We start from the raw sequence: 12,564 nt of genomic DNA on the forward strand, positions 1-12,564 counted from the left end.
GCGCCTATCTGTATTTCCCTGGCCAAAAATCATAGGTTGGAATCCCGAGCATTATGCCTAGAATGGTCCACAGGCTGCCGATAGTAATCTCGCCTAGTATTAAGCCAAAGAAGAATGGGAGCGCCTTTCGATACATTTTTAGTCCGCCGAATTTCAATGTGATAAATTTGGCTGTACTTCCGATGAGAAGCGGCATCCAAAGCTGTGCGACTCCCCAACTCGGTGCAAGGGCATAAGCAAGCGGATGTAAAGGGAACGCCAAAAACCGCATCCTCAGCCATCCAAGGCACATTGAGACGATGAATCCTACCCCAACGAAAGCCATGGCGACTTTGTTTGGCGGGGTAGGTTGTTTTAGCCAGCGCTCAAGTGGTCCAAAGACGTAGCGGCCGTGCTCCACGACATAGATATCCATGTTTGCCGTCGCCCCACCATTGCGAAATATGGTATGAAGGAGCTGCCAAAATCCCAGCGGCATTGCAACTATACCTGCGATGACTATGGCGTAAAATATACTGCGGGCGGCTGTATTTGTGCGTTCAGAGAGCTTAAATGCCTCGGCTTGATGCGGTGCAGGATGGCTGGCATAGCTTATGTTGAACCAGGAGAATGTAGAGAATCCGACGAGCGTTTGCGTTGGTATGTTTTCCGTTCCCAAGGCAGTTGTAAGTACGTAATGGGGTCCCATTGGATACATGTCAGGTACAGGAAACCCCAGTTCTGACCTTATGCGGCTTATGATTATGCAGAAAACGAAATAGAGCAGGAAGAAGATTACAATCGCCCATGCGGCCATCCCAGTAAAATAGGCAAAGATTCCCAGAAAGACAAAGCCGCCAATCGCCCCCAGTATTGCTGTTCTATAACTAATTGCCTCATTGGACTCATCAATCTCTTTTGTGCCTCGAAAAGCAGTGCGGAATACACTTCGCAGATAGCTTCGGCTAGCCCACATGCTCATGATGAGAAAGCCTAGGTATGCCCCATATGCCTGGCTGTTTAGAAAGGGATATGCCTGGTCCAAACCACCTGCCGCTACTCTCAACTCATGTAGGCCGATGACTCGACTTCCGACTAGTTCGAGCTTGCCAATCCAATAGAAGAACCAGCAGGAAAATGAGAGCTCAAGCGGCATAAGAAACGCCAGCCCGATAGCCCAGAAGTAGAAGCCCATTGGGATATAGCCCATCGCATTCCATGGAGGGTCGGTAACATACTTGCCGATGTCCACGCGTGTTATTCTTATATGGGGGACGGATGGATAGAGATAGTTCAAACCTGCGAGGAGGGTTAGCGTACCTGAGAAAGCAAATCCAATCCACATGTGTTTGCTTTTAAAAAGGGAGTAGGACTCGTCGGTCATCTCCAGGGGAAGCTGAATGATTGGAAAAGTGAGCTTCTCTGCTTCAACCCATTGCTTCCGGAGGATGCAGTTAATGCAAAGCATGGTGAATATAAGAACCGCCGTAAAAATTGACCACCAAAATATAGGCACCAACCATGGAACAAAATTAGTTGGGTCATAAAGCGAGGAGTTGCCGTAGTAAAAATTTCTTAGGCTTTCTTGATTATTTACAAAAAGCCATTTTGGGAGCCGGGGCACTATCAGTTCGCCCCACTTGTTCTCAGGCGTTTGGAAAAATGATGCATATCCCATGGCTGAAACGAGGATTGACATCATGCAGTGCGAACAAACGCCGCTTGTAATGGAAATTACTATATAAATTGTAAGCATTTCCATTCGCGATAGAGCGATATTGGGCCACCGGCGCTTGATTAGCATATTGACAACAGTAAGTACTAGGAGAGTGAAGACGCAATTGTAGAACGGTGCCGCATAAGTGGGGTATGAAGTGCGTACCGCCTCGAGTTGTACCACCCAGTAGTCGTTGATGGCAGCGAGGACAAGCGCGAGAGCGATTGACCTTTTAGTAACTCCTCGATTCGGCCGATTTGTTGGTGGCATGTCCATGGTCAAGGAGTATGATATGGAGAATTGTAGAGATTGTAAAGATGCATGAGGTTCATGAGGTATTTAATAGAAAGAATAGGTGCCAAAGCAAGTTTGGATTCAGCGTCCTATCATGCGGGTTTTTCTCCGCGAAGTTTGCTATAATCTAACTACTGTGTATTGTTTTCATGCAGAAATTTTAGATAAAGAAGTGCTTTGAAGGTGTGCCCATGTTATCTTGCAATTTTGTCATTTTTGTTGCACTGCTTATGCTTTTTGCCGGAACAATAGCGCAGGTGGACGGGTCTGCGCCGAGAAAACTTGCAAAGCCGGTCGAGGATGGGTTTTGGCTTAGGCCGTCAAAGGAATGCCCAGCTGAACCAATTATCGGACATAAGGATGGCCTCCGGATAAGTGTTCACCCTATCCATAATGGTCCAAGGGGATTAATCCGAATCCATGTGCCGTATGTTAACCCTGGCGAGCATTCAATAGTCAATTTCATCGCCATCGAACCCATTGTGGGTGGCAAACGTGGGTTCTCAGAGCTTGAACGAAGCAAATTGGACAATCAGCAAGGCCTTAGGATGTGGTTCTCCGACTCACAAGATGCATCCGAAAAGCTCCCCTGTGACACGCCACAAGGTGAAATTAGCCATGTAATAGTGGCTGGCAAGCGGATAGAGACTTTATCTGTTTACCTTCATGTCGAGAAATTTGAAAATGGAGCGCATCCATACTTAAAAGTAATTTTTCGAGAAGACCGCCCAAATGAAGTTGGCTTTCAAGTCTACGCCCACAAAGACAGCGCTCAAATGGAGTCTTGTATCCTCACAGCAACAATGGGTAATTACACCAGATGTCGGCTGCTTTGGCTGAAGGATGAGGTTGTGGATAGTCGAGATATTTGGAAGGATTATCAGGGGAGTGACTTTGTGTATACAGATGATTTCCCAGAGGAGCGAATAAGGCGCGAAAAGGATGGTACGCTGATAGTGGCAATCACTCCAAATGAAACCAACCTTGCTGTTCCAGTACCCGCTGGCGGCTGGTATTACGGCGGCAAGGTTGCCACCCAATACTGGCTTAAATATCCTAGTTCATCGAAAACGGGAGTCAGGGTTCGTGTGAACGGCAGGGCGATGTATTACGGTACGAATACCCTCATACCAGGCGGCGTGGCTTTCGAAAACTTCGAGCTTATCGAAGCCTACAAGCCAGGGAACGAGCTTTGGTTCGGAGTAACGCTAAGAACCCCAAAGGAAATGGGTTGGGAAATCAAGAATCGCTAGCGGCTGACTGCAAACGTGTTTCCATGGTTGACTTTAATCTGCTTGATGCTTCGAGCGTAAAACTTTGCTTGTGTTTGTGCCAATTTTTAGATATAATAAAAATGCTGCATTTGCCAATTGGCGAGGAACCTTTTGCTGGCGATTACCGTATAAGTGAACGGTGAAGGAGAAAACATGGTCGAGCTGAGCGAAGCGGCTGCTGTGGCATTTCGCGCCGAAGATAGGAAGGCGTTTGACGAGCTTGTGCACAAATACCACAAGCAGGCATATAATATCGCCTACCGAATGACAGGAAATCATGCCGATGCGGAAGACCTAACGCAGGACACATTCCTTAAGGCATATCGGTTTTTTGAAAGATACAATCGCGAAATGCCGTTTGATAATTGGCTCTATCGCATTATGTCCAATATCTTTGTAGATTGGCTGCGTCGCCGCCCGAAAGCACAGTTCCGGTCGCTCGATGAGCCTGTAAGGCAGGAAGAGGGAGAGACTGCGCTAGAGATACCCGACACTGCGGAAGGTCCAGAGTCTCTGGCTCTTTCTAGCGAGCTGGATGCCGAACTTCAAAAAGCTCTTAACCAAATTCCTGAGGATTTCAGGCTCACCGTTATTCTTTCCGATATCGAAGGTCTTTCTTATGAAGAGATAAGCGAGGTCATGGGCTGTTCGATTGGAACTGTTCGATCCCGGCTTCATCGGGGTAGAAAACTTCTGAGGAACAAGCTTAAATCTTACCTCGACTGAGGTCTCGAGGAGGGAAATAATATATGAATTGCCACAAGGTTCAAAGTCTGGTTTCGGCATATGTAGACGGCGAGCTGAGCGGTCACGAGATGCTCGCAATTAGACAGCATCTTGCCGACTGCCGAGAATGCACCGCCGAATATGAGTCGTTGCTCAGCTTGAAGAGAATGTATGGAAGGCTTCAACCAAAGTACCCTCGGGCAGACCTCGCAACGAAAATATGCAGTGAACTTGACCGCCTCTATCAGCCAGCGCACGAACGGTGGCTAGGCATATTGAAAAGGTATTTGCATCCTTTCCCGGCGCGAGTGCGATTCGCCGCCGCAGGGCTGGCAATCCTAGCCGCATTGCTGATGATGCGCATCAGCGCCCCCATGTCGCCATATACATCATCGCCTGAATTCGTCCTTTCAGCTCAGGCGATGGCAGACTCCGATATAGGCAAGACCACCATCCCCATCTCGACAACGGCAGTTGGCAAGCGCGTTCTCCCAATCCATGAAGTAGAAGGAGACCCCCTCTCACTTTTGACTGCAACTTATACGTCTGGGGCCAGTTCTGTGAAGACCGTCAGCTTTAGTTATTGAGAGCGGCTATCACAAAAATGCGCTAAAACCAATCTGAAGATAGATACGTCTAATATTACGTGAGGAATCACCCTGCCGCCGCGCTTCCTCAATGACGCGGCGGCGCGCATGTCAGTCGACGTATGGAGGTGTTGAGAATAAATGGACGGGTCGAAATATATCCTATCGAAGCCAGCTAGCTTGTTGGTCGTGATTGCACTCAGCATCGCGCTCGGTGCATCGCTAGCGATGAACTTTAGTGGGCAAAACACCGCCTATGCAGTTGACCAGCAGACAGCAAAGATGGCGCAACGCGCTGCACTTAAGCAAATGCAGGAAGGATTCATCTCGATTGCCGATGAGATTCTTCCCTCGGTGGTTAGCATTACAAGCATACGAACTGTTTCGACGCGACAGACGTTCCCTTGGTTCGATGACGAATTCTTCAAAAACCTTCCATTTGAGATACCGAAGCCTGAAATTCCCGAGAAGCGGCGGATGGAAAGCTATGGTTCGGGTGTCATTGTCCGAAGCGACGGCTACATCCTAACTAACGACCACGTTGTCGGCGGCGCAGAAAAAGTTAAGGTTCACCTAAAAGATGGCAGGCAGTTCGAAGGCAAAGTCACCCGTGATCCTCAAAGCGATTTAGCAATTATTAAAATTGATGCGAAGAACCTTCCCGCAGCCAAACTCGGCGATTCCGCCAAAGTAAAGCCTGGGTCTTGGGTAATCGCAGTAGGAAGCCCATTTGGACTTGAGCAGACAATCACCATAGGCGTGGTCAGCGCGGTGGGCAGACAAGAAATAGCAGGTGACGGCCAGGAAAGTCGGTTCTATCCGAACTTAATCCAAACCGACGCCTCTATCAACCCTGGAAACAGCGGCGGCCCATTAGTTAACGTAGACGGCGAGGTAATTGGCATAAACACGCTGATACGGTCTCCTTTGGGTGTTGGCAATGTTGGCATTGGGTTTGCGATTCCATCAAATACCGCGAAGTTTGTAATGGAGAGACTGATAGAACACGGCAAGGTAGTTCGCGGATATCTAGGTATTGGGCCTGCCGACCTAACGCCGGATGATAAGAAGAGATATGGGGTTGAAGAAGGTGCATTGGTAACATCAGTTGAGGCTGGCACTCCTGCAGATGCGGCGGGCATTCAGGTTGAAGATGTCATTGTTGAGTTTGACGGTAAGAAGATTACAGACGAAATAAGCCTTCGCGAGATTGTTGCCAGCACGCCGCCAGGAAAGCGCGTCAAGGTTGTCGTTGTGCGAAACAAGCAGCGAATACCGCTGGAGGTAACGGTTGGCGAGCGCGATGAGGCAATTGCTTCTTCGCAAGAAAAGGTGGAATCGGAGCTTGGATTCAGCGTGGCGGCGGTAACTCCATCACTCATTCAAAAGTACAACTTAAGCCAAGATGCAAAGGGTGTGATAGTAACCTCAGTCAGCCCTGATAGCGGAGCGGCAAGGGCCGGGCTTCAGCCTGGCGATTTGATTACAAAGATTGGCAATAAACCTATAAGAACGATGGCAGACTTCAATGCCGCAGTCAAAGGCGTGAAATCTGGGGATGAAATCAGGATGATTGTCGTTACAGAAAAACGCAGTAGACTTGTGATTGTGCCTATAGACTAGCAATTCTGGCTTCGATAGCGCACTTGACAGTCGAGGGCAGGACACGTTTCCTGCCCTTGTTTTTTTCAAGGCTCGGATTAGGTTAGGTGAAAATATGCGAGCTTTCGCTGGCAGTTTTAATTGGCATTATGGCGAGAGCGGTCCATGTGCTTTAGGTGTGGATTATTGCCTTTTGCAGCAGTGAATGAATTCGCATTCCGTGAGGAAGGCACTGCGCGGTGCCGATTTTTGGGGAAAGCAGGCTCTGCTATTCTGCAAACAGAGCAAGCAAGCTTTGTCGGGTCAAGCGCTAATCATGCAATCTCGCGCACCTGGTTTGGTATTTTGCGAGCAAGGAATTTATTGACTTTGCATCAAAAACGGGGTATAATACAAATGTATTCTAAAAGTGCACTTCCGTTCCTCCTCGAGTTAACGCGTGGGGGCGATAGGTGTCGACAGGGAACCTAGCAGCATAAGTTGCGAGCCGAGGTGCCGTTGGCCTCGTTAAAAGCGGCAAAAAAACAAACGCGAATAGCACTTACGCTCTCGCTGCCTAATTAGGCGGCGCGTCCGCCCGGCCTAAGCCGGCAGGGTCGGTTTCGGGCGTCACACATGCCGGATTACCCGCGGAACCTTGCCCGGGGAGTCTGCGGGGACGTTAAATCGGGCTGGCGCAGGGGAATCCCGCCTGCAGGAGTCAACTGCGCGAGAGCAAAATGCAGGATACGCTCGTAGAAGCTTATGTAGGCTGTTCCTTGGACCGGGGTTCGAGTCCCCGCGCCTCCACCAATGTAACTTGAACAAGGATTCTCTCTACTGAGAGCGCCGGTGACGTGTGATCCGGCGCTTTCGGCGTTCTGCGCGTGGAATTCGTGCTCAAGGATGATGTCCGGGCCGTCTTCAACAAGCCCGGCCTTTGGACTGGCTTCCGGGCCAAAATAACACATCGAGGCCCCGTTTTCTCTCTTTGCCGCCTTTTTCTCTTTCGCCTTTGGACTTTTGCATTTAAGTCCAAAGGAGGTTTTGATCTCAGGTTTGGTACATTTCGCAACCATTCCGCGCTCGCACGATTGGAGTAGCGGGTGTTACCCACGAATAAGTCTTCGGTAACGCTCGGGGTGGTAGATTGGTCGGGCTAGTCCGTATAACTTGTGATATATAGCTGTTGACATGAGTCACACGGTATAGTATATTACTGCGTGTGGCAGTAGGTTACAACTATAGCAGGAGAGTTATGCGGGATTGAAGACCCTTGTTCCAGATGACTACTCGGAAAGAATACGAAGTCTGCGAAGCAGGAGCGGCCTGACCCAAGTCCAGTTTGCGCAAAAGCTTGGTGTTTCGTTTGCGTCCGTCAATCGTTGGGAGAACGGCAAGTCTAAGCCCACACCTATCGTTTGGGAAATCATAGAACGATTAGAACGATCCGGCGTCGGCGGGCTTGACGATAAACCTAAAACAGACCTAGTTGATCTCAAAGCAGACACTCGCCCATCTTCTTTGGCAGCCGATTTCTCGGCGCGCCCGGACCTCGTGCGTGCGGTTGTGGAAGGACATCGCCTGGGCTATGCTCACCTCTGTAACCCGACCTTCGCTGCAGAAATGTCGCTCATCGATCCTTTGCCGCACCAGCGTATTGCTGTATACGAGCGTATGCTTCGGCAGCCCCGCCTGCGGTTCCTGTTGGCCGATGATGCTGGCGCAGGCAAGACAATCATGGCAGGTCTCTATATCCGTGAGATGCTGAGCCGGCGATTGATACGTCGTGTTCTTATCGTTGCACCTGCTGGACTCATAGGGAACTGGCAACGTGAGTTGGAGACGCTGTTCAGCCTGGAGTTCCGTATCATCACTGGCGCGGATGCTCGCAGCGCGAACCCATTTCTCGGAAATGGAAGTGACCGAATCATTGCCAGCATCGACACTCTTGCCGGTGAGACGATGTTCCGATGCCTTCAGCATCCCGACGTGGAACCTTATGACCTAGTGATCTTTGACGAAGCCCACAAGCTCACTGCGGACCGAGAGCCAGACTTTCACATTCGAAAGACGGACAGGTACAGGGTAGCCGAAGCACTCGCCGGAATACACAGCGACAACCAGAGGTGGTGGCTCACCTGGAAGGCCAAGCATTTGTTGCTGCTCACCGCGACGCCGCACATGGGCAAGGATTTCCCATACTACTGCCTTTGGCGCCTTCTTGAGCCTGAGTCTCTGTCAACACTCGATGCGTTCAACTCATATCCACCAGAAGCCAGATCCCAGCACTTCCTCCGACGAACCAAGGAGGAAATGGTCTACCTGGATGGTCGACCGATATACCCTATGCGAATATCGGACACACTTAGTTACGATCTAACTCAAGGAGAGATCAGCGAGCAGAAACTATACGACGAAACGACCGAATACATCCAGACATTCTACACTCCTATGAGCGTGATGAACACCACGGCGGCGCAGTTGGCGAAGAGCGTATTCCAGCGCCGATTGGCCAGCTCGACATTTGCGCTAAAGAGATCTCTGGAGAAACGCTATGAGAGGGTCACCCAGTACATCTCGGATATCAACTCCGGCAAGATAACACTGAAGCAGCTTGCGTCGCGAGCAAAGCGTCTGCGGGATATCTTTGACGATCAAACCGCCGATGAGGAGGCTCTGAGCGACGGGCGCGAAGCCAATGAAGCAGCCGAGGATGACATCATAAGTGGAGTGATAGCGCGCTCGATCGTCGATCTTGAGGCGGAAGCGGTCAAGCTGGAGTCCTTGATCAGGCTCGCAGACCAAGTCCTAGACAAGGGCGACGAATCCAAGTTTGTCAAGCTGCGGGAGATCATCCAGGACCCAAAGTACAAAGACGAGAAGCTGATCATCTTCACCGAGCATCGAGATACTCTTACGTATCTGGTAAATCGGCTGGAGGGTCTTGGTTTCACCGGTCAGGTAGCCCAAATCCACGGCGGAATGGATTATCAGGAAAGGCAGGCTCAGGTGGACTTCTTCCGCAAGCCTGCCGACCAAGGCGGAGCAACGTATCTCGTGGCAACTGACGCCGCCGGCGAAGGTATCAATCTTCAGTTCTGCCGGCTGATGGTGAACTACGATGTTCCGTGGAACCCGGCTAGACTGGAGCAGCGGATGGGCAGGATTCATCGCTATGGTCAGAAGCACGACCCGGTAATCATTCTGAACATCGTGGCCGGTAAGACGCGTGAAGGCAGGGTCATAAAGGTACTTTTGGACAAGCTGGAGCGCATTCGCAAAGAGCTGTCAGCGGACAAGGTCTTCGATGTGGTCGGACGCGTGCTCGAGGGAGTTTCCATCAAGTCGTATATCGAGCAAGCTCTCACGGAAGACGGTGCGGAAAAAGCAGTGCGTGAGATTGACGAGCGTCTGACCAAAGAGCGCGTTCAGCGCGTGCAGGAAGAAGAGAAGAGCCTATACGGCTGTGTCGGTGACGTAAAGGCCGAGCTTCCCAGACTTAGAGAAGAAATCGAGCGGGAAACGTATCGCCGACTAATGCCCGGCTATGTGCGCAGATTCCTGGAAACTTCAATCCCACTTATTGGTGCAAAAATCGACGGTGACCCCGGCGATGGGTTTTCAATCAAGCCAGCGCAGCCTGGAGCCCTTGACCCATTGCTTCCCGAGTTGGATAGATATCCGAATGGTGAGAGAACAAAGTTCACCGTTAACAAGCCCGAATCAGACTCCAACTTGGTTTTCTTGCACGTTGGAGAGCCCTTCTTCGATGCCTATCGCGAATACATCTGCGCTAAGTTTGCACAAGACGCATTGCGTGGAGCCGTATTCATTGACCCGACCGCTGGCGAGCCTTACCTCTTCCACCTGGCTCTGGTCACGGTTGTGCGCAAGGCCGATCCTGGTCAGAAAGCATTCTCAGGAACGCAGACTCTTGAGTATCGGCTGGTCGGGCTTAAACAGACTGAGAATGGCGACGTCCGCGAATGCCCCGTTGAGCAACTTCTGCTTCTGAAAGGAGCAGATGGAATCACGCCATCATCTGCCCGTCTTGCAGCCGGATCAGCACATTTGATAGAGGCGGCCAAGGCATACTTATTCGAATCTGTTGCCAGAAGAATTGCCCAAGAGCGGCGCGCGGCTCTTCTGGAGTCGCTCAAGGAACGCGAGGAGTTCATCCGGCGCGGGTTCGATTACGAATACGCCGAGCTTGCAAGCGCTCGGGTTGCCGTAAACAAAAAACTCGCAAACGGTGATCCTGCGGCCCACGCCCGATTGGCGACCATCAAAAAACGCCAGGAGGCCATCGAGCGGCACCGGGAAGAAACTTTGGCTATTATCCGCCGTGAGCCTGAGCTTATTTCGCCTGGAGAGGTCACGTTTCTTGCGCATGCGCTCGTTGTGCCCACGCCTTTATCAAAGGAGCTGGAAGAATACGATGCCGAAATCGAGCGCATCGCAATGGATTTTGTCCGGGCCCACGAGGAATCGCGGGGCGCTCGTGTCGTTGATGTATCCACGGCTGAACTCGCCGTTGCCGCCGGGTTGTGCGAATACCCAGGATTCGATCTTCTCTCCCATAGGCCAGATGGAACCAAGCTTTGTATCGAGGTCAAGGGTCGGGCTCGCATGGGCGAGATCGAGCTATCGGAGAACGAGTGGGCGAAAGCCTGTAACCTTAGAAATGACTACTGGCTTTATGTTGTCTACGATTGCGCCACGGCTTTCCCAAGGCTAATGCGCGTGCAGGACCCCTTCGGAAAGCTGCTGGCCAGAATGATAGGAAGCGTCAGGATATCCGAAACCCAGATATTCGACGCAGCGCAAAACGAATAAGGAGGATTTCAATGACAGCGAATGCGAAGTTCGACCTGCCCAACAGCGGCTACGAAGTGATAGAGAAGATACTTCACGCTTACGTGCGCACCGGGCAGCAGGCTGTATCGCTAGACGATGTGGCGTCTCGTGCGGGAATGCACAGAACGCGAATCTCGCCCAACCACGGGTTCCTTGTGGCCGTGGGGAGTCTTGGAAGGTGGTAACAAAAAGAAGTTGACTGACAGAGGTCATCAATTGGCTCTTGCAATCTGCAACAAGATTCCTGATGACGTGTCACGGAATTGGGCTGAGATCATGCAGGGATGCGAACACACTCGCAAGGTACTGGACATGGTGAATGTCCAGGGCGGTGTGTCCAAATCCGATATGCAGGGCCGCGTATTGTCCACTCTTAGAATCGCCAGCAGCAAAAACACGAAAACCGGCGTGAACTGCCTGATCGATATAATGCTCAAAGCCGGTCTTATTGTTGAGAGCGATGGCAAATACGTATATAACCAAGAGTTCGACAGCACAGAAGCTAGCACGAGAGACGTATCCGCAACGCTCGATGAGCCGGGTATTACAAAGCCCCTTGAGACTCAGACTCAGGTAGAGCAGATCGTCAGCGAAAGTCGGGTGGCACCAGACCCCTCGGTACATATCAACGTGCAGATCCATATCGACGCAAACGCTACGCCGGAGCAAATTGACCAAATCTTCGCAAGTATGGCCAAACATCTCTACGGCAGGAGCTGAAATGGATGCATCCGAAGTCAAGCGAATGCTGGAAGTAGCTAGGCGGATTCAGAGTATTTGCCCAGTCGCGAGCAGAAAACAAGAGCCGAAGCCCGAGAAGCTTTTTGACTTGCTGGTCACCGAATCGGAACTTAATGAATGCTGTCGCAAGCTCTTTATGGATGGACACTATGCTAACGCGGTACTAGAGGCTTACAAGTGTCTAAACAACTATGTCAGAACGAAGGTCGCGTCTTCCGAAGATGGAAGCGACCTAATGAAGAAAGTGTTCAGCGCGAAAAGTCCCGAGCTGAGGATCAGTCGGTTCCGAGGGAAAAGCAACTACAATGAGCAGCTCGGCTATATGGAGATATACTCCGGGTGCATGACGGGTATCCGCAACCCACGTGCCCACGAACATGCGCACGAGGATAGCCCCGATGAGGCTCTGGAGCTAATAATCTGGGCCAATCATCTTATGCGAAAGGCAAAGCAGGCAAAGCGAGCGAGGAAAAAGAGGAAGAGTATACATGACTGATAACCCCCGTCTCATCGAATCGGCGTTTCCGCTGAAACAGACATCTATCAATTCCGTGCATGAGAAGAACGTGCGGCACGGGCATATATCGACGCTTCATATCTGGCCCGCTAGGCGGCCGCTGGCGGCGTGTAGGGCGGCGCTTATCGCCACGCTTCTGCCGGACCCCGGAACCGAGGAAGAACGCAAGAAGCTCTGCGAGCGTATCGGCGGCAAGGTCGTCAAGGTCATCAAACAGAAGAAACTTCCTAGCGGCCGAATTGAGAATGTCGAGACCGAGGAGACCGTCGGCGGCATACTGCATTGGGG

10 protein-coding genes and 1 other RNA gene are annotated in these 12,564 nt (G+C 51.1%); 10 read left to right on the plus strand and 1 reads right to left on the minus strand.

The genetic code is table 11. The annotated features are described in order from the left end of the window. Window positions 1–4: 4 nt before the first annotated feature. Entirely contained in the window at window positions 5–1,966 is a 1,962-nt protein-coding gene (locus K6T99_11170) for a hypothetical protein (GenBank protein ID MCL6520382.1), read from the minus strand. Between the two features lie 215 nt (window positions 1,967–2,181). Between K6T99_11170 and K6T99_11175 the strand changes: the two genes are divergently transcribed. The 10 genes from K6T99_11175 to K6T99_11220 all read left to right on the plus strand — a co-directional run. After that, window positions 2,182–3,243, plus strand: coding sequence for a hypothetical protein (locus K6T99_11175; protein ID MCL6520383.1), 1,062 nt, complete (start codon window positions 2,182–2,184; stop codon window positions 3,241–3,243). 174 nt (window positions 3,244–3,417) lie between these two features. Further along, on the plus strand, window positions 3,418–3,990 hold the full coding sequence (locus K6T99_11180; GenBank protein MCL6520384.1) for a sigma-70 family RNA polymerase sigma factor: 573 nt from the start codon (window positions 3,418–3,420) through the stop codon (window positions 3,988–3,990). Window positions 3,991–4,013: 23 nt separating this feature from the next. After that, on the plus strand, window positions 4,014–4,577 hold the full coding sequence (locus K6T99_11185) for a zf-HC2 domain-containing protein (GenBank protein MCL6520385.1): 564 nt from the start codon (window positions 4,014–4,016) through the stop codon (window positions 4,575–4,577). Window positions 4,578–4,718: 141 nt separating this feature from the next. Further along, complete coding sequence (locus K6T99_11190) at window positions 4,719–6,200, plus strand: Do family serine endopeptidase (GenBank protein ID MCL6520386.1); 1,482 nt, start codon at window positions 4,719–4,721, stop codon at window positions 6,198–6,200. A gap of 420 nt (window positions 6,201–6,620) precedes the next feature. Further along, window positions 6,621–6,971, plus strand: a transfer-messenger RNA (tmRNA) gene (ssrA, locus tag K6T99_11195). Window positions 6,972–7,424: 453 nt separating this feature from the next. Further along, window positions 7,425–10,997, plus strand: coding sequence for a DUF3883 domain-containing protein (locus K6T99_11200; protein MCL6520387.1), 3,573 nt, complete (start codon window positions 7,425–7,427; stop codon window positions 10,995–10,997). Between the two features lie 11 nt (window positions 10,998–11,008). Next, entirely contained in the window at window positions 11,009–11,203 is a 195-nt protein-coding gene (locus K6T99_11205) for a hypothetical protein (protein ID MCL6520388.1), read from the plus strand. A gap of 223 nt (window positions 11,204–11,426) precedes the next feature. Beyond that, window positions 11,427–11,738 carry a hypothetical protein gene (locus K6T99_11210; protein ID MCL6520389.1) on the plus strand — a complete coding sequence of 104 codons (312 nt, stop codon included), beginning with the start codon at window positions 11,427–11,429 and terminating at the stop codon, window positions 11,736–11,738. Between the two features lies 1 nt (window position 11,739). Then, complete coding sequence (locus K6T99_11215) at window positions 11,740–12,255, plus strand: TIGR02391 family protein (GenBank protein MCL6520390.1); 516 nt, start codon at window positions 11,740–11,742, stop codon at window positions 12,253–12,255. After that, window positions 12,248–12,564: DUF1156 domain-containing protein (locus tag K6T99_11220; GenBank protein MCL6520391.1), on the plus strand; the 317-nt coding region annotated here is incomplete at its 3' end. The genes K6T99_11215 and K6T99_11220, both read left to right, overlap by 8 nt.

It is taken from the genome of Armatimonadota bacterium (assembly GCA_023511795.1).
Classification (GTDB): Bacteria; Armatimonadota; UBA5829; order DTJY01; family DTJY01; genus JAIMAU01.

What these genes read in the sequence shown, in the direction of transcription:
- K6T99_11190 (MCL6520386.1), top strand. Translation starts at nt 4,719, where the DNA reads ATGGACGGGTCGAAATATATCCTATCGAAGCCAGCTAGCTTGTTGGTC.
- K6T99_11185 (MCL6520385.1), top strand. Translation starts at nt 4,014, where the DNA reads ATGAATTGCCACAAGGTTCAAAGTCTGGTTTCGGCATATGTAGACGGC.
- K6T99_11180 (MCL6520384.1), top strand. Translation starts at nt 3,418, where the DNA reads ATGGTCGAGCTGAGCGAAGCGGCTGCTGTGGCATTTCGCGCCGAAGAT.
- K6T99_11170 (MCL6520382.1), bottom strand. Translation starts at nt 1,966, where the DNA reads ATGCCACCAACAAATCGGCCGAATCGAGGAGTTACTAAAAGGTCAATC.
- K6T99_11215 (MCL6520390.1), top strand. Translation starts at nt 11,740, where the DNA reads ATGGATGCATCCGAAGTCAAGCGAATGCTGGAAGTAGCTAGGCGGATT.
- K6T99_11175 (MCL6520383.1), top strand. Translation starts at nt 2,182, where the DNA reads ATGTTATCTTGCAATTTTGTCATTTTTGTTGCACTGCTTATGCTTTTT.
- K6T99_11205 (MCL6520388.1), top strand. Translation starts at nt 11,009, where the DNA reads ATGACAGCGAATGCGAAGTTCGACCTGCCCAACAGCGGCTACGAAGTG.